This is a genomic window from Rhodococcus sp. T2V (genome assembly GCF_029269925.1).
GTDB lineage: Bacteria > Actinomycetota > Actinomycetes > Mycobacteriales > Mycobacteriaceae > Rhodococcus_F > Rhodococcus_F koreensis.
The window spans coordinates 58,973-75,701 of the sequence record NZ_JARJBD010000010.1; the positions used below are offsets into that span (position 1 = coordinate 58,973).

The 16,729-nt window shown below is 68.7% G+C and carries 16 protein-coding genes; 4 read left to right on the forward strand and 12 right to left on the reverse strand.

From position 1 onward, the window contains the following. Positions 1-222: 222 nt before the first annotated feature. Together P3H15_RS11525 and P3H15_RS11530 are read right to left on the reverse strand one after the other, a co-directional pair. A complete protein-coding gene (locus P3H15_RS11525; protein ID WP_276137346.1) occupies positions 223-1,692 on the reverse strand; it encodes a catalase in 1,470 nt (489 codons plus the stop codon). A 56-nt stretch (positions 1,693-1,748) separates the two neighbouring features. Beyond that, positions 1,749-2,207: a Fur family transcriptional regulator gene (locus tag P3H15_RS11530; protein WP_276137347.1), complete on the reverse strand. Its 459-nt coding sequence runs from the start codon at positions 2,205-2,207 to the stop codon at positions 1,749-1,751. Positions 2,208-2,300: 93 nt separating this feature from the next. Between P3H15_RS11530 and P3H15_RS11535 the strand changes: the two genes are divergently transcribed. Together P3H15_RS11535 and P3H15_RS11540 are read left to right on the forward strand one after the other, a co-directional pair. After that, entirely contained in the window at positions 2,301-2,612 is a 312-nt protein-coding gene (locus tag P3H15_RS11535) for a helix-turn-helix transcriptional regulator (protein WP_276137348.1), read from the forward strand. Further along, the gene (locus tag P3H15_RS11540) at positions 2,609-3,019 is read left to right on the forward strand and encodes an SRPBCC domain-containing protein (protein WP_276137349.1); all 411 of its coding nucleotides are present in this window, start codon (positions 2,609-2,611) and stop codon (positions 3,017-3,019) included. Before P3H15_RS11535 ends, P3H15_RS11540 begins: the two co-directional genes overlap by 4 nt. Before the next feature lie 11 nt (positions 3,020-3,030). Here P3H15_RS11540 and P3H15_RS11545 read toward each other — a convergent pair whose 3' ends face one another. The 5 genes from P3H15_RS11545 to P3H15_RS11565 form a co-directional block, all read right to left on the reverse strand. Next, positions 3,031-3,681, reverse strand: a complete 651-nt coding sequence (locus tag P3H15_RS11545; protein ID WP_276137350.1) for a hypothetical protein — start codon at positions 3,679-3,681, stop codon at positions 3,031-3,033. Continuing rightward, a complete protein-coding gene (locus P3H15_RS11550; protein ID WP_276137351.1) occupies positions 3,665-5,377 on the reverse strand; it encodes an FAD-dependent oxidoreductase in 1,713 nt (570 codons plus the stop codon). Before P3H15_RS11550 ends, P3H15_RS11545 begins: the two co-directional genes overlap by 17 nt. Continuing rightward, positions 5,374-6,864, reverse strand: a complete 1,491-nt coding sequence (locus P3H15_RS11555; RefSeq protein WP_276137352.1) for an NAD(P)/FAD-dependent oxidoreductase — start codon at positions 6,862-6,864, stop codon at positions 5,374-5,376. Before P3H15_RS11555 ends, P3H15_RS11550 begins: the two co-directional genes overlap by 4 nt. Further along, on the reverse strand, positions 6,861-7,454 hold the full coding sequence (locus tag P3H15_RS11560) for a TetR/AcrR family transcriptional regulator (protein ID WP_276137353.1): 594 nt from the start codon (positions 7,452-7,454) through the stop codon (positions 6,861-6,863). The genes P3H15_RS11555 and P3H15_RS11560 overlap by 4 nt, the downstream gene beginning before the upstream one ends. Before the next feature lie 91 nt (positions 7,455-7,545). Continuing rightward, complete coding sequence (locus tag P3H15_RS11565; protein WP_276137354.1) at positions 7,546-9,336, reverse strand: multicopper oxidase family protein; 1,791 nt, start codon at positions 9,334-9,336, stop codon at positions 7,546-7,548. Between the two features lie 145 nt (positions 9,337-9,481). Between P3H15_RS11565 and P3H15_RS11570 the strand changes: the two genes are divergently transcribed. Then, positions 9,482-10,420, forward strand: coding sequence for a formylglycine-generating enzyme family protein (locus tag P3H15_RS11570; RefSeq protein WP_276137355.1), 939 nt, complete (start codon positions 9,482-9,484; stop codon positions 10,418-10,420). Between the two features lie 60 nt (positions 10,421-10,480). Beyond that, positions 10,481-11,407, forward strand: a complete 927-nt coding sequence (locus tag P3H15_RS11575) for a hypothetical protein (RefSeq protein ID WP_276137356.1) — start codon at positions 10,481-10,483, stop codon at positions 11,405-11,407. Here P3H15_RS11575 and P3H15_RS11580 read toward each other — a convergent pair. From P3H15_RS11580 to P3H15_RS11600, 5 genes are all read right to left on the reverse strand, one after another. Next, on the reverse strand, positions 11,354-12,019 hold the full coding sequence (locus P3H15_RS11580; RefSeq protein ID WP_276137357.1) for a GAP family protein: 666 nt from the start codon (positions 12,017-12,019) through the stop codon (positions 11,354-11,356). The two genes, P3H15_RS11575 and P3H15_RS11580, sit on opposite strands and share 54 nt — an antisense overlap. Positions 12,020-12,118: 99 nt before the next feature. After that, complete coding sequence (locus tag P3H15_RS11585; RefSeq protein ID WP_276137358.1) at positions 12,119-13,240, reverse strand: S9 family peptidase; 1,122 nt, start codon at positions 13,238-13,240, stop codon at positions 12,119-12,121. A 78-nt stretch (positions 13,241-13,318) separates the two neighbouring features. Beyond that, entirely contained in the window at positions 13,319-14,350 is a 1,032-nt protein-coding gene (locus tag P3H15_RS11590; RefSeq protein ID WP_276137359.1) for an aspartate-semialdehyde dehydrogenase, read from the reverse strand. Between the two features lie 2 nt (positions 14,351-14,352). Further along, positions 14,353-15,618: an aspartate kinase gene (locus P3H15_RS11595; RefSeq protein ID WP_276137360.1), complete on the reverse strand. Its 1,266-nt coding sequence runs from the start codon at positions 15,616-15,618 to the stop codon at positions 14,353-14,355. Between the two features lie 95 nt (positions 15,619-15,713). Then, positions 15,714-16,685 carry a hypothetical protein gene (locus tag P3H15_RS11600; protein WP_276137361.1) on the reverse strand — a complete coding sequence of 324 codons (972 nt, stop codon included), beginning with the start codon at positions 16,683-16,685 and terminating at the stop codon, positions 15,714-15,716. Positions 16,686-16,729: the final 44 nt, after the last annotated feature.

The following is a 16,729-nucleotide window of genomic DNA, read 5'->3' on the forward strand; positions in this document are numbered from 1 at the left end:
ACCTAGCAACAACATCCGACACACCCGTCACACACCTGTGAGTACTTGTTAACCGCCGGCGGTTGAGAAGTACTCACGGGCCCGAAGGGCATGGGGGATGATGGAATCGTGCGGTGCGTGCAGCCGGGCGAAGGAGGGTCGTCGTGGAAACTGTGGTGGTATTCGTTCTCGCGTTGCTGATCTATTGGTGGGGCCTGCTCTGAGCGTGCCCCACCAACGACATCAGTTCCCGGTCTGTCCTTCCCGGACACCGATTTCCACTCGCTTGCCCAGGTCGGGGTCGACGCTCTTCCAGTAGTCGAACACCCGCAGCAGAACCGGTTCGCTGACACCGCCGAGTGCGTGACCGACGATGTTGTTGACCAGGCGGTCGCGTTCGTCGTCGCTCAGGACCTCGCGGACGAGGGTGCCCGCCTGCGTGAAGTCGCCGTCCTCGGCGTGCTCGACGTAACCGGCGCGCACGGACTCACCGTCGAACGCCCAGAGGCCTTCGTCGCCCGCGAGCGACGCGTCGGCGTGCGGGCCGCCGTACGAGTTCGGCGCGTACACCGGGGTCTCGGGTGAATTGGTGGCGTACCGCATCGCGCCGTCCTGCGAGTACGAGTTCACCTGGTTCTTCGGGGCGTTGACCGGCAGTTGGGCGTAGTTGGCGCCGATGCGGTACCGGTGCGCGTCCGCGTAGGAGAAGACCCGCCCGAGCAGCATCTTGTCGGGTGAGAAGCCGATTCCCGGAACGACATTCGACGGTTCGAACGACGCCTGCTCGATCTGGGCGAAGAAGTTGTCGGGGTTCCGGTTGAGGGTCCACTTGCCGACCTCGATCAGCGGGTAGTCCTTCTGCGACCACACCTTGGTGAGGTCGAACGGGTTGAATCGGTAGCCCTCGGCCTCGTCGACGGGCATGACCTGGACCTTCAGCGTCCAACTGGGGAACTCGCCGCGGGCGATCGTGTCGTAGAGGTCGGCGCGGTGATGGTCGGGGTCGGTGCCCGCGAGTTTGTCGGCCTCGTCCTGGGTGAGGAACTCGATGCCCTGGTCGGTCTTGAAGTGGTACTTCACCCAGAACCGCTCGCCGTCGGCGTTGACCCACTGGTACGTGTGCGAGCCGAAACCGTCCATGTGCCGCCACGTCTTCGGGATGCCGCGGTCACCCATCAGCCACGTCACCTGGTGTGCGGACTCGGGCCGCAGCGTCCAGAAGTCCCACTGCATGTTGTGGTCGCGCAGACCGGATCCGGGCAGCCGCTTCTGCGAGTGGATGAAGTCGGGGAACTTGATCGGGTCCTTGATGAAGAAGACGGGCGTGTTGTTGCCGACGAGGTCGTAATTGCCGTCCTCGGTGTAGAACTTCACGGCGAACCCGCGCGGGTCGCGCCAGGTGTCGGGGCTGCCCTGCTCACCTGCGACGGTGGAGAACCGCACCAGCGATTCGGTCTTCGCGCCGGGCTGGAACAGGGTGGCCTTCGTGTAGCGGCTCACGTCGTGGGTGACGACCAGTTCGCCGAACGCGCCTGCGCCCTTGGCGTGGACGACGCGCTCCGGGACGCGCTCGCGGTTGAACTGCGCGAGCTTCTCGACGAGGTAGTGGTCGTGCAACAGGATGGGACCCTGCGGCCCGGCGGTGAGCGACTCGTTGTCGCTGGCGACGGGAATCCCGGCGTTGGTGGTGGTCGCGCGCTGTGTTTCAGGCATGGCAAAGCCTCCAGGTTGCAATCGGGTGAGGGTGTATCGGCGGGGACGAACCGGGATCAGGACAGGGCTGCTGCCGACCCGGTTTCGCTCTGCGCGTCGGTCTGGCACTGGGAGCAGAGCCCCCAGAAGACGACCTCGGCCTCGTCGATCTCGAATCCGTGGGCCTGCGAGGGGTCGAGGCACGGTGCCTCGCCGACGGCGCAGTCCACGTCCACGACGGTCCCGCAGCTGCGGCACACGAGGTGGTGGTGGTTGTCTCCGGTACGGGTTTCGAACCGTGCGGGCGATCCCGCGGGTTCGATACGTCTGAGCAGACCGGCGGCGGTGCACGCCTTGAGGACGTCGTATACCGCCTGGGTGGAGACCGATCCCAGCTCTTCGCGAACTACGGCTGCGATGTCGTCGACGTCGGAATGCGGCCGTACGGCAACCGCATTCAACACTGCAACACGTGGTGCAGTGACACGGAGACCCACGCCGCGCAGCTGCGCTTTGGGATCCGTGTCGTGTTGCATGTGTTCCAGTATTGCGTCTTTTTGGAATTAGTCAAGAAAAGGACGTGTCGGAGATTATTGACATGTCGGAAATCTCCGACATAAGCTCGCCCCGTGCCCGACGACGACGTCTTCCTCGCCCTCGCCAACCCCGTGCGACGGCGTCTGCTGGAGATCCTGGTGGACGGACCGCTCACCGCCGGGGACCTCGCGGGCCGGTTCGACCTCAGCCGCCCCGCGGTGGCGGAACATCTGCAGGTGCTGCGCCGGGCCGGGCTCGTCCGCGACGAACCGTCCGGACGGCAGCGGCACTACTACCTGACCGCCGAGCCGCTCGCCGACGTCGGCGACTGGCTGCACCCGTTCGAGCGGTTCTGGCGTCACCGCCTGCGCACACTCGCCGACTTCCTCGAGGAGGACTCGTGACCGACCGCACCACCACCCAGATCTCCGTCGACCAGTTCATCGCCGCGCCGCCGGCCAAGGTGTGGCGCGCCCTCACCGAACCGGATCTGCTCGCCCGCTGGTGGGCCGCGGGCGATATCGCCGCCACCGTCGGGCACCGGTTCCACCTCGACATGCCCGGTTGGGGCGCCGTGCCGTGCGAAGTGGTCGAGGTCGAGCCGGAACGGCGCTTCGTCTACACGTTCACCGAGAACTGGACCCTGGTGTGGCGCCTCGTTCCCGAGGGTACGGGCACGCGCCTGTTCCTCGACCACTCGGGCTTCGACCTCGACGACAAGCGCAGCCGCGACGCGTTCGAGCGGATGGGTCCGGGCTGGCGCGACACCGTGTTGCCGCGTCTCGCCGGCGTCGCCGCGGAGATCGCGTAGCGCCCCGGCTGTCAGCGCCTACGCGCGGGCCCGGTGGTCATCCGGCCGTCGGTGATCACGATGGCGTGATGCGGTCCCGGCGTCAGCCAGTCGGCCAGCGTGGGACCGTCGGCCGCCACGTCCACGCGGGCGTACCGGAAGTGGCCGCGGAGCCGCGCGCACGCCGTCACCAGACCGCGACCGTCGTCAGCCGGTTGCGCGAACCCCAGCGCCCCGGCGATCGGAAGCCGCGGTCCGCGCGGCCGGGTGCTCGCGGTGACGCGCCACGCCCCGGACGACGCCGCGAAGTCGCCGTGCACGTCGCCGTCGAACTCGGCAGGCACCTTGGGCAGGCTCCAGTGCGCGCGTCCACCGTGCACGGAGGGTTCCGAATCCACGGCGATGAACGGGACCGCCATGCGCGGCAGGACGCCGATACGACGCCCCGGCGCGCGGAGCACCGGGCTGGCGAGGATTTCCCGGTAGGGGCCGACGGGCGAGTCGAGATAGTCGACCATCATCGCGAGGGTCATCGGGACGGTGGCGCCGCCGGGTCCGAGGGCGCGGGCGGCCGCGGTGCTGCGGTGCCACCACAGCGTCGCGCGGACGGTCGCCGGCCACGGGGGCGGTGAACTCCCGGGCCAGTCGGTGCGGTTGGTGGTCGATTCAGGCACGCTCCACATCGACTGTCTCCCTTCGGTTCACGACCGTCAGCGGAAGCCGCAGTGCGCCCGGCGCGTCGGCGGGCACCACCGGATTCCGGGGCGGCGACGGTGCGATACGTACGTATGGCTTGCCCGGCTTTGGCCGGGTGTCGGTCTCACCCCTGTTGGGCCACAGCGCGAATGCGCGCTCGGCCTGGGCGGTGATGGTGAGCGACGGGTTGACGCCGAGGTTCGCGCTCACCACCGACCCGTCGGCCACGTGCAGCCCGTCGTGTCCGTACGCGCGCAGGTAGGGGTCGACGACCCCGGTGTCCGGCGAGTCCCCGATGGCGCATCCCCCGAGGAAATGCGCGGTCATCGGAATGTTCACGACGTCGGCGACGGAGCCGCCGGGGTCTCCTCCGATCCGCGCGGCCACCTTCCTGATGGCTGTGTGCCCCTGCGGGATCCATTCGGGCGGCGGATCTCCGGGACCCGGACGGCTGGTGACCGCGCGCCCGAGCCGGCCCTTCCCTTTGGCGAGCTCGAGCGAATTGTCGTCGGTCTGCATGACGAGCGCGATCACGGTGCGCTCCGACCAGTGCCGCACCGACAGGCTGCGGGCGAACGCCCCGGGCCGGCGCAGCGCGACGCCCACCGCTTTCAGCAGCCGCGGCGTCCGGCCACCGCCGTCGCTGAGGACGGTCTGCAGCAGTCCGATCGCGTTGCTGCCCTTGCCATACCGCACCGGCTCGATGTGGGTGTGATCGTCCGGGTGGAACGAGGACGTGATGGCCACACCTTTCGTGAAGTCGGTGTCGCGGTTCCTGGCCGTGGCCGCGAGCACCGCCTCCGAGTTGGTGCGCACCACCGACCCCAGCCTCGGCGACAACCGTGGCAGCGCACCGGATTCCTTCATCGCCAGCAGCAGCCGGGCGGTACCGTACGTGCCCGCGGCGACCACCACCTGGTCGGCGGTGAACGTATGCTCCCGCTTACGGATTCCGTCGGTGCGGCGGGTTCGCAACTCGTAACCGCCGCCCGGTCGGGGGCGCAACTCTTTCACCGTCGTCAGCGGATGGACCCGAGCGCCCGCCTTCTCCGCGAGGTGGAGGTAATTCTTGACGAGCGTGTTCTTCGCTCCCACCCGGCAACCCGTCATGCAACTGCCACACTCGGTGCACCCCGTGCGGTTGGGACCCTCGCCGCCGAAGAACGGGTCGGCCGCCCGCGACCCCGGCTCGCCGAAGAAGACTCCCACCGGTGTGGACGTGAACGTCGCACCGGCGCCCATCTCCTCGGCGACCTCCCGCATGACGGCGTCGGCAGGGGTGAACGACGGATTGGTCGTCACCCCCAGCATCCGCTTCGCCTGCTCGTAGTACGGGGCCAGCTCCGACTGCCAGTCGGTGATGTGCGCCCACTGCCGGTCCTCGAAGAAGCGGCGCGGCGGCTGGTACAGCGTGTTCGCGTAATTCAGCGATCCACCGCCGACCCCGGCCCCGGCCATGACCAGGACGTCGGGGAGGAGGTGGATCCGTTGCACGCCGTAGCAGCCCAGCCAGGGCGCCCACAGGTAGCGTCGTAACCGCCAGCTCGTCTCGGGCAGTTCGTCATCGGTGAAGCGCCTGCCCGCCTCGAGAACGCCGACTCGGTACCCCTTCTCGGTGAGCCGGAGCGCCGCGACGCTGCCGCCGAAACCGGAGCCGACCACGACCACGTCGTAGTGCGTCACGCGACGGTCTCCTTCGCCGTCCTGCGCCGGGATACGTAGTTCTCCCGGTCGAAGCGCTGCATCTGCGAGCGGAACTTCCAGGTGAACGTCGGCCACTGGACGGAGTTCCGGCCCTCGGAGTCGTAGTACCAGCTCGAGCAGCCGCCCTTGTTCCAGACGGTGGTCTGGAGGTCGGACTGGATGCGCGTGTTGTATCGGCGCTGCGCCTCCTCGGTGACCTCGAACGCGGCGATTCCGTTGTGGTGCATCGCCGTCAACGCGTCGGCGATGTACGCGGACTGCGATTCGAGCATGTAGACGATGGAGCTGTGACCGAGATTGGTGTTGGGCCCGTACATCAGGAACAGGTTGGGGAACCCGGCGACGGTGGTCCCCTTGTACGCGCTCGGGCTCCCGGCCCAGTGCTCGGCGAGGGTGCGGCCGTTCGCACCGCGCAACGTGTGCGCCACCGGCGGTTCCGTCGGCGTGAACCCGGTCGCGAAGATGATCGTGTCGACCTTGTGCTCGTTGCCGACCGCGTCGACGACGCCGTCCGCTGTCACCCCGGCGAGTCCGGCGTCGACGAGCGTGACGTCGGGACGGTCGAGGGTCCGGAGCCAGTCGTTCGACAGCAGCATCCGCTTGCAGCCGATCGTGAAGTTCGGCGTGAGTTTCCGCCGCAGTTCGGGATCCCGCACCTGCCGGCGGAGGTGCATGCGGGCCACCGCCTCGAACACCGGCAGCAGGCCGGTGGCGTGGGCGAGCACCCCGCCCAGGGCTTCCCGGAAGCTGTACACCGAACCTCGGACTGCCTTCTGCACCAACGGCATTCGCCGGTACAGGGCCTTTTCGGAGTCCGGCAGTGCACGGTCGAGTCGCGGGATCACCCAGGCGGGGGTGCGCTGGAACACGGTGAGGTGCCCGGCGACGGGCGCGATCTCGGGCACGAACTGCACCGCCGACGCGCCGGTGCCGATGACGGCCACGCGTTCACCGGCGAGGTCGTGGTCGTGATTCCACGTCGCCGAATGGAACGTGGTGCCGCCGAAGGTCTCCAGCCCGGGCATGTCCGGGACGCTGGGCGTCGACAGCGCACCGGTCGCGGCCACCACGACGTCGGCCGTCAGCGTTCCGCGGCTCGTCCGAACGGTCCAGACGGCCGCGTCGTAGTCCCAGTGCGCCTCCTGCAGTTCGCACTCGGTGACCACCCGGGACCGGACACCGGTGTCGGCCGCGACCGTCTTCAGGTAGCGGTGGATCTCGGGCTGGCGGGCGAACGTGTGACTCCAGTCGGCGCTGGGCGCGAACGAGTACGAGTACAGCGACGTCGGGACGTCGCATGCGCACCCCGGGTAGGTGTTGTCGCGCCACGTGCCGCCGACATCGTCGCCGCGCTCGACGATCAGGACGTCGGCCTGCGGCTGCGTCTGCAGGATGCGCGCCGCCAGGCCCATGCCCGCGAAACCCGCCCCCACGATCAGGGTGTGTACGTGCTGCGGAAGATTCACGACTTCTCCACCTTCGATTCCCACACGGGCAACAGCCGCGCGCGTAGTGACTGTTCGGCCTCGGGGGTGCGGAACAGTGCCGACACCGCCAGACCGCGAACCAATTCGATACTGAGCTCGATGGCGTCGGAGTCGAACCGATCGCCGAACACCTCCGCCGACCCGCGACGCAGCGCGTCGGTGACCTTCCGCTCCAGCGGGACCGCCGCCTCGAACAGGGCCGGGTCGGTGCGGGCGGCCACCCACAGTTCGAGGGCCGCGTAGAACAGCGGTCCGGAGAAGGCGTCGGCGAGCACCTCGATACCGCGGCCGGCATCCACTTCGGCGGCGAGGATCTCGTCCATCCGCTTGTCCACGAGATGTTCCACCGCGGCCACCACCAGCGACTCCTTGGTCGGGAAGTGGTGCAGCTGCGCACCGCGCGACACCCCGGCCCGCCGCGCGATGCCCTGCGTCGTGGTGCGGGCGTATCCGAGCTCGACCAGGGAGTCGACGGCCGCGTCGAGCAGCTTCGTGCGCATCGCCGCGGTCCGCTCGGCCTGCGTGCGGGTCGTTTTGGCTACCGCTGTGTCAGGTGTCACACCCAGCACTGTAGGCGGGAAAAAGAAAACAGTCCAGACTGCTTGTAAATGCACCCGTGAGTACTTCTTAACCGCGGGTCGTTAACAAGTACTCACGGGCCTACGGCACCAGGCGGTACCGCAGCATCATGTCGTGGTCCTCGTGGTCGAGCATGTGGCAGTGCCACACGTACCCCTGCAGGGGATGCGACGACTGCTCCATGTGGCCGCCACCGGAGTGATCCATCGTGTGCGCCGCCGACATCCCGAATGTGGCGTCCGGGTCGAAGCCGAGTTCGTCCGCCGTCGGGAACCGGACGACGATCCGGGTGATCGAGTTCGCGTCCGCGATCACGGTGTCCTTGAACCCGGACTCCCACACCTGCGGCGCCAGGTTCGGCCCGAGAACGAACGGGTCCGCCGACGGCGTCCACCGCACCCCGACCGCGGGTACCGGGACGGCCTGCATCAGGGCGTTCGTGTCGATCGACTGCCGTCCGATCACCCGGAACGTCACCAGATGCAGGTGGATCGGATGCGGTTCGGGCGTGACGTTGACGATGTTCCACTGCTCGACGGTCCCCTGCCGGGGCATCTCGATGTCGTCGGTGGTGTAACGCAGGTTGTTCAGCGACATCAGCGGCGACGGCTGACCCAGGCCCTGCGCGAGCTGCATCACCGACACGTTGCGCACCACCGACGGCCGCGCGACGGGCGGGAGTGCGACGAGGCCACGACCGCCGCCCCGCAGGGTCTCCGGCACTCCGCCGGTGAAGCCGGCGGCCGTCCCGACCCGGAACCGGCAGAACCGCGGCATGATCTGCACGCCGCGTTGCGCGACCTGCGCCGGAATCGGTTCGTCGTTACGCAGTTCCACCGTCGTCCCCGGTGCGAGGGCCCCGAAGTCGACGAGGAGGTCCACCCGCTCCCCCGGTCCGAGCCGGACGTGGTCGGTGGCGACGGGCGCGTCGAGCAGCCCGCCCTCGGCGCCGATCACCCAGAACCTCATCCGGTTCTCGAAGAACAGATTCCACACGCTGAACGACGCCGCGTTCACCATCCGCAGCCGGTACAGGCCGCGCGCCACCGGCATCTCCGGCCACACCTTGCCGTTCACCACCCCCACGTCACCGGGCGTGGCGGCCTCCCAGCTGCCCTGCGGATTCAGCGGGTTGGAGCGGACGCTCTGCCGTCCGTCGTCGGTGAAGTTCTTGTCCTGCAACACCAGCGGCAGTTCGAACTCGCCCGCGGGCAGACCGAGCGGGTTGCCGGTCTGACCGGTGTCGTATTCGTCGCGCAGCAGGTACATGCCCGCCAGCCCGGCGTAGATGTTGAGCCGGGTGACGCCCATCGCGTGGTCGTGATACCAGAGCGCGCAGGCGTCCTGCCGGTTCGGGAACTCGTGCACCATCCCCTGCCCGGGCCGCATCGTGTCCTCGGGGTGTCCGTCGAACTCGGGGGGCGTCCGGCCGCCGTGCAGGTGCAGCGACGTCGGCACCTGGGTGCGGTCCTGCTCGCTCACGCCGTGGATCCGCGTGTCGACGTCGGCGGCGAGGGGGTTGCTCGTGATGTCGTTGCGGTAGGTCAGCGAGGTCCGTTCACCGACGTGCGCCTCGATCGTCGGGCCCAGGTAATCCATGCCGCCGTAGCCGAGGGCAGGCGAGGCGGGCAGGTCGGGATGGAACACGTGCATCGTGCTGCTCGCGTGCACCTCGACGGCGGTCCCGCCGAGCACCGGCAACGGTGGCAGCTGTTCCCGGAACGGCTGCAGCGGCGGCGAGGAGAAGACGAACGGCCGCAGCGGATCGATGCCGAACGGGTAGGCGCTCGCCGATCCCGCTCCGACGGCGCCGAGCCCGGCGGTCAGCGCCAGACCACGCACGAACGACCTACGCGGAATTCGTCCATCCATACGGTGGAGCCCCCTGCACGATGCGACCAGCGTTGCGACTGGAGTAGCCGACTGGAGTAGCCGACGGTACCCCAACCGTCGCCGCGCACACCCGGTTTACGGGCGCACCGTCGCATGGCGGCCGTCGTCGTGCCAGTCTGACCCCATGACTCGTGCAGTTCCGAAGAACATGGCATGGATCCCCGGGGGCACCTTCTGGATGGGTTCGGAGGACTTCTACCCCGAGGAACGCCCCGTCCACCAGGTGACGGTCGACGGGTTCTGGATGGACTCACACCAGGTCACCGTCGCCGAGTTCCGGCGGTTCGTGAAGGACACCGGCCACGTCACGACCGCCGAGATCGCCCCCGACCCCGCCCAGTACCCCGGCGCGGATCCGGCGTTGCTCGTGCCCGGTTCGCTGGTGTTCACCCCGACCCCCGGCCCCGTGCCCCTCGACGACTTCACCCGCTGGTGGTCGTTCACGCCGGGCGCGGACTGGCGGCACCCCGAGGGTCCGGGCAGCAACGTCGGCGGACGCGAACGCCATCCCGTCACGCACGTGTCGTGGTTCGACGCCCGCGCCTACGCGGAGTGGGCGGGCAAGGACCTGCCGACCGAGGCCGAATGGGAGTTCGCCGCCCGCGGCGGCCTGGACCGGAAGCCGTTCGTGTGGGGCGACGAGCACGAACCGGGTGGCAGGCCCGGCGGAAACGTGTGGCAGGGCCAGTTCCCGTGGGAGAACCTCCTCGAGGACGGGTTCGCCGGGACATCGCCGGTCGGCCATTTCCGGCCCAACGGTTACGGACTCGACGACATGGCCGGCAACGTGTGGGAATGGACCAGCGACTACTTCACCGCCGACCACTCCGCGGGCGGCAAGAACGTGGCACCGGCGAGTTCCTGCTGCATCCCGGCGAATCCCCGCATCGACACCGCTGCCGCCCCGGACCCGCACGAGCCGTACGCGCGCCGCGTGATCAAAGGCGGCTCGCATCTCTGCGCGCCCAACTACTGCCTCCGCTACCGGCCCTCGGCCCGGCAGGGTGACACCGAGGAGACGTCGACCTGCCACATCGGGTTCCGATGCATCGTCCGCCCGTGACCGGTCTTCTCACCTGACGCGGATGATGACAACCCGTCCGAATCGGTGTTCGCTCGAAGAGTGCGGTCGACGAAACTGTCTGTGGCGCTGGCCAGGGAAGCTCTGGCTGCGCACACCGAAACGGCCAACGGCTGGTTGCAGGGCACCCCTCCCGGCCGCACGGTTCGACGCGTCATCGACGGGCTGGTGGAGATCGAACTCTTCGACAGGTCGATGACGCTCGCCGCCAGGATCTTCACGTCCGTGCTGCCCGTGATGATCGCGGCATCGACGCTGAGCAGTTGGAACGTGACCGCAAGCACCATCAAGACACAGTTCGGGTTCGACCCCACGGAACTGACATCCACCTCCGGCGACGTCGACACCACGAACCCCTCCTTCGCCGCGTTCGGGGTCGTCGGGCTGCTGATGATCGCGATCAGCGGCACGTCCTTCGCGCGGGCCCTCGCCCGGATCTACGGCAAGATCTGGAACGTCCCGTCGATCAACCTCCGAGACGCCTGGCGGTGGCTCGTCGTCCTGTTCGCCGTCGCGCTGTCGGGGACGGCGATCGGCCTGGCCAGCGAGCTCACGAACGTCCGGTTCATCGGGCCCCCTCTCGCAGTCGCCGGGGAGTTCGCGGTGTGGATGGCCGTGTGGACCCTCAGCCCGTACCTGTTGACGATTGGCACCCTCAAGGGTCGCGTGCTCTGGGCGACCGGGATGCTGACCGCCGCCGCGCTCACCACCCTCCACGTCGGCGGACGCCTCGTCCTGCCCCGGATCACCGCCGCCGCGCAACACCAGTTCGGGCCGCTCGGCCTGGTATTCACCGCGATCAGCTGGCTGTTCGTCCTGTCCGTCGTGATCGTGGGGTCCGCGGTGATCGTCAAGGCCATCGCGCTCGACGAGGGCTACGTCGGGCACTACCTCCGGGGACCGGACGCGATCGTGTCAGAACAGGCCGCCGAGTCCCTTCCCGAGAACGACGGCGCCCATCACGAGTAGCAGCACGCTCATCACGGCGGCGTTGTTGGCCTGCAGCCAGACCTTGAGACTGTCGAGGGTCCCGCGCATCCTGTCGGCGGCCACGGCGTACGCGACCACCGGGACGAGGACGGTCGACCCGGCCAGCACGGTGTACACGACCAGGGCCACCGCCTGCTCCGCGCCGCTCACGCCGGCGGTGCCGATTCCGACGCCCGCGGACACGCAGAGCAGCAGGTTCTTGGGATTGATCGCCGCCAGTGCGAACCCGAGTCCCGTGGACTTCACGAAGTTCAGGTCGTCGATGGCCTGCATCCACTTCGGGGGTTCCGCGTCGGCGTTGCGACTTCGCCACTGCCGTCCCGCGAGCAGGAGCAGCAGCACACCCAGAACGACTTTCACCCACGACGCCGTCGCGGAGGGGCCGTCGGAGTCGGACGTGTCGACGCTGCCGGCGAGGAGCACGAAGATCCCTGTCGCGACGACGATGCCCAGGATCCAGCCGACACCGAAGCCCGCGCTCGCCCCGCCCGCACGCTTCGACAGCAACATCAGGATGACGGCGATGATCGGGATCGGCGAGATCGCGACACCCACGGCGAGCGGTAACAGTTCTCCGATGACTGAGCCCATGTCCGAACCGTAGGGTCGCGCGCCCGTGCCCGCCTCGCACGTCCCGGGTGAGGTGAGTGGCAAAGCGTGCTCGGGGACGCTTTGCCACTCACCTACGGGTCACCTGGGGGACAGGACGCGCGCGGCGAACGCGAGGGACTCCGGCATGGAGGCCATCAGCGACCCACGATGGTCCTCACCGACGAGTTGCTGGAATTCGGCGTTGACCCCGTGCTGCCGCATCTCGGCGAGCTGCGCCCACGTCAACGGAATCGGCACCGACGCATCGGACAGACTGTGCACCACCCGCAGGGGACGGTCGAAGCCGTCGACGGGCACCTGCTGCATCTCCCGGAACAGCTCCCGGAACCGGTCGTTCCACAGCGGCGCCGCGAACAGGTCGCCGACCGACGTGGGGTGGGCGAGCAGGTACCGGCCGAGTTCGCGGCTGCACGTCACCTTCGCGAACTCCATCAGGTCGAGTCCCGTCGGCGACAGGTAGCGCCGGATGTCGACCTCGGGACGCTGGTCGTCGATACCGGCGAGGGTCAACAACGCGTAGTTCACGATTCCGGTGGTCGGCAGCGCCGGAACCGCGGGACCCGCGGCCGGGAAGAGCTGCTCGAGGTGGGTCGGCGCGGCCACGGCGACGGCGCCCCGGAAGTCGAGCGCGGGTGCCCGGGCGGTGGCCTCGCGGGCGGCGAAGTAGGTCGCGTGCCCGCCCTGCGACAGTCCGGTGACGATCCACCGGTCGGCGAGCACGTCGCCGTAGACCTCGTGTGCGGCCAGGACGACGTCGACGGCGTTCGCGGCGGCCGCCGGACCGTCCAGATAGGCATTGACGCCCGGAGTGCCGATTCCCGCGTAATCCGTTGCCGCGACGGCATACCCGGCGGCGAGCCACTGCTCGATCGCGGGCAGCTCGACGTAGTTGAACCCGGCGACGGACGGTGCGCACTGGTCGGCGACACCGACGGTGCCGTGGGCGTAGGACACCACCGGCCAGCCGCCGGCGGGCGGGTCGCCGCGGGGAAGGAAGACCGATCCGGTCGATTCACCGGTCGCGGTGGAGGTGCGGAGGGTGGAGTACCGCACCCGGACGCTGTCTCCCGCCTGGGCGGGGACCGTACCGGGGGGCAGGTCCTCCTGCGACAGCAGGATCGCGGACGGCTGCGCGGAGACCTCGGTCGCGCCGGCGAGCAGCAGCAGAACCGCCGCCACCGCAGCCCCGACCACTCTCATCGGCCCAGTATCCACCCGCAACCGACATGTGAGTGGCAAAGCGTGCGGGAGCACACTTTGCCACTCACGTGGGGGGAGCTAGACGAGCAGTTCGGCGATCTGAATGGTGTTGAGGGCGGCACCCTTACGCAGGTTGTCGCCGGACACGAACAGCGCGAGCCCGCGGCCCTCCGGAACACCCGGATCCTGACGGATGCGCCCGACCAGCGACGGGTCGCTGCCCGCGGCCTGCAGCGGGGTGGGGACGTCCACGAGCTGCACACCGGGAGCCTTCGACAGGATCTCCTGCGCGCGTTCCACCGACAGCGGACGCTCGAACTCGGCGTTGATCGACAACGAGTGACCGGTGATCACGGGGACGCGGACGCACGTGCCCGACACCAGCAGGTCGGGCAGGCCGAGGATCTTGCGGCTCTCGTTGCGGAGCTTCTGGTCCTCGTCCGTCTCACCGCTGCCGTCGTCGACGATGGAGCCGGCCAGCGGCAGCACGTTGAACGCGATCGGTGCGACGTACTTGTTCGGGGCCGGGAAGTCGACGGCGCTGCCGTCGTGGACCAGCTTCTCCGCGTCGCCGATGACGGCGCGGGCCTGGCCCACCAGCTCCTCGACACCGGCGATGCCGCTGCCGGAGACGGCCTGGTAGCTCGACACGATGAGACGCTGCAGTCCGGCCTCGTCGTGCAGGACCTTCAGCACCGGCATCGCAGCCATCGTGGTGCAGTTGGGGTTGGCGATGATGCCCTTCGGCGGGTTCTTCGCCTGCTCCGGGTTCACCTCGCTGACGACCAGCGGAACGTCGGGGTCCTTGCGGAACGCCGAAGAGTTGTCGACGACGACGGCACCGGCCGCCGCGAAGCGCGGGGCCTGCTCACGGGACAGCGTGGCACCGGCCGAGAACAGGGCGATGTCGATGCCCTTCAGGTCCTCGTCGGACGTCGCGGACGCGTCCTCGACGACGATCTCCTCGCCGCGGAACGGCAGCTTCTTGCCCGCCGACCGCGCGGAGGCGAAGAACCGCACCTTGTCCGCGGGGAAATTGCGTTCCTCGAGGAGGGTGCGCATGACGATGCCGACCTGTCCGGTGGCACCGACGACAGCGATGGTGGTCATGATTACCGTCCCGTTCCTGCGTGCACGACGGCTTCTTCGTCGCCGCCGAGCTCGAATGCATCGTGGATCGCCTTGACGGCCTTGTCCAGCTCCACGTCCTTGACGAGCACCGAGATGCGGATCTCCGACGTGGAGATGAGGTCGATGTTGACGCCGGCCTTCGCGAGCGCCTCACAGAACGTCGCAGTGACGCCCGGGTGGCTCTTCATGCCCGCGCCGACCAGCGACACCTTGCCGATGTGGTCGTCGAACAGCACCTGCGTGAAGCCGATCTCGCCCTGCAGCTTGGTCAGCTTCTCGACCGCCCGCGGTCCGTCGGCCGTCGGCAGGGTGAACGTGATGTCCGTCTTGCCGGTCTCGACCTTCGAGATGTTCTGCAGCACCATGTCGATGTTGATCTCCGCCTCGGCGACCGCGCGGAACACCTGCGCGGCGTAACCGGGGGTGTCGGGCAGGCCGACGACGGTGATCTTGGACTCGCCGCGATCGTGCGCGACTCCGGTGATGATTGCCTCTTCCACGGGGATGTCCTCCATCGATCCGGACACGATGGTGCCCGGCTTGGTCGTGTATGACGAACGGACGTGCACAGGCACGTCGTATCGGCGGGCGTACTCGACGCAGCGGAGCATGAGCACCTTCGCGCCGCACGCCGCGAGTTCGAGCATCTCCTCGAACGACACCGTCTCGAGTCGCTGCGCGTCGGGAACGATGCGCGGGTCGGCGGTGAAGATGCCGTCGACGTCGGTGTAGATCTCGCAGACGTCGGCCTCGAGGGCTGCTGCGAGGGCCACCGCGGTGGTGTCCGAACCGCCGCGCCCGAGGGTCGTCACGTCCTTGCTGTCCTGGCTGACGCCCTGGAATCCGGCGACGAGGACGATCGAGCCCTCGTCGAGCGCATCCCGGACGCGGCCCGGTGTGACGTCGATGATCTTGGCGTTGCCGTGAGCACCGGTGGTGATGACGCCCGCCTGCGAGCCCGTGAACGAACGGGCCTCCGCACCGAGCGAATGAATTGCCATTGCGACGAGAGAATTGGAGATGCGCTCACCGGAGGTCAGCAGCATGTCCATTTCGCGGGCGGGTGGGGCTGGGCACACCTGCTGAGCCAGATCGAGCAGCTCATCAGTGGTGTCCCCCATCGCTGAAACCACGACGACGACATCGTTGCCGGCCTTCTTGGTCTCGACGATCCGTTCAGCCACTCGTCGGATTCTCTCGGCGGTTGCCACCGAGGATCCGCCGTACTTCTGGACGACGAGAGCCACGCGTTTCTACCTCCAGGTCGATGAATCTGTACTGGTCCAGCTGTCGAGCTTACCGGCGGAGTCCAATCTGATCCCGGGTGAGTCCGTTCGATGGCCTATCCGAACGCCGTGCTCGCGGCGTTCGCGACCCTTGCCACGGCGGCGCAGTTCGGGCCGTGAACAGTGACGACTGCACCCGCGTGGCCGAGCCTGCGGGTGAACTCGTCGACACCCGCCCCGGGCCGGGTGATGTCGATCGGCTCACCCATCGGGCTCGTCCACCGGCACCGGTCGCCGACCGTCTCCGGCTCGGCGGGAACGGGTGGTCTGTTTTCCTTCACCGGCGACATCGTGAACGACACGGTCACCTCGCTCCCGGGCACCCGATTCGGGTTCGGGAACAGGACGCAGTCGAACGGGGCCGGTGGCGACTCCGGATCGACGACGCGTCCGCCCGCCGTGGTCCCCAGCACGTCGAGGACTTCGCAGGGGTCGTGGACGGCGAGCGCCACCTGATCCGGGGAGCCGCCGTCGCGGGCGGGCAGCCCCGACCGCATCCTGTCGATCGCCGAGTCCAGCACCGCGTCGGCCAGCGGGCAGGCGTCCTGGCCCGCGACGGTTCCGGCGCGGACGGTCGCGGGCGGCCGTCCCACCTGTTCGTCGTCGGTTCCGAGGGGCAGCCGGAAGACGCGCTCGCACGTCCCGCGGGTAAGGTCGGCGCCCGCGCCGCGGTAGACGGTGACCCCGTCCACCGTCTCCGGCCGCGTCAGCGACTGTTCGGACAGCATCGACGGCAGCAGGGACACCTCCACATAGGTGGTGACGCCGTCGGGCCGCGTCATCAGCGCCGAGCACACCGGCAGTTGCACGGCCGACCCGTACTGCTGGACCGTCCCGGCGTGCCGCACCACCGCCTCGTCGAGCAGTCCGCACGGATCGGCGGCGCGGAGCTCATCCTCGACGTGGACGTGCCGCTGCTGGTCCGGACTCAGTTCCTGCAGCGGCGACGCTCCCGCGGTCCCCGACACGCTGTGCGCGCACCCGGACGTGATCGCGGCGCAGAGGAGCGCCGCGGCGACTTTCTTCACTCGATCCCCCTCGAATCGGCCCGAACACTACCGCCGATTCACTG

Coding starts and splice junctions, on each gene's coding strand:
- P3H15_RS11525 (WP_276137346.1), bottom strand. CDS start 1,692: ATGCCTGAAACACAGCGCGCGACCACCACCAACGCCGGGATTCCCGTC.
- P3H15_RS11530 (WP_276137347.1), bottom strand. CDS start 2,207: ATGCAACACGACACGGATCCCAAAGCGCAGCTGCGCGGCGTGGGTCTC.
- P3H15_RS11545 (WP_276137350.1), bottom strand. CDS start 3,681: ATGTGGAGCGTGCCTGAATCGACCACCAACCGCACCGACTGGCCCGGG.
- P3H15_RS11565 (WP_276137354.1), bottom strand. CDS start 9,336: ATGGATGGACGAATTCCGCGTAGGTCGTTCGTGCGTGGTCTGGCGCTG.
- P3H15_RS11570 (WP_276137355.1), top strand. CDS start 9,482: ATGACTCGTGCAGTTCCGAAGAACATGGCATGGATCCCCGGGGGCACC.
- P3H15_RS11580 (WP_276137357.1), bottom strand. CDS start 12,019: ATGGGCTCAGTCATCGGAGAACTGTTACCGCTCGCCGTGGGTGTCGCG.
- P3H15_RS11585 (WP_276137358.1), bottom strand. CDS start 13,240: ATGAGAGTGGTCGGGGCTGCGGTGGCGGCGGTTCTGCTGCTGCTCGCC.
- P3H15_RS11590 (WP_276137359.1), bottom strand. CDS start 14,350: ATGACCACCATCGCTGTCGTCGGTGCCACCGGACAGGTCGGCATCGTC.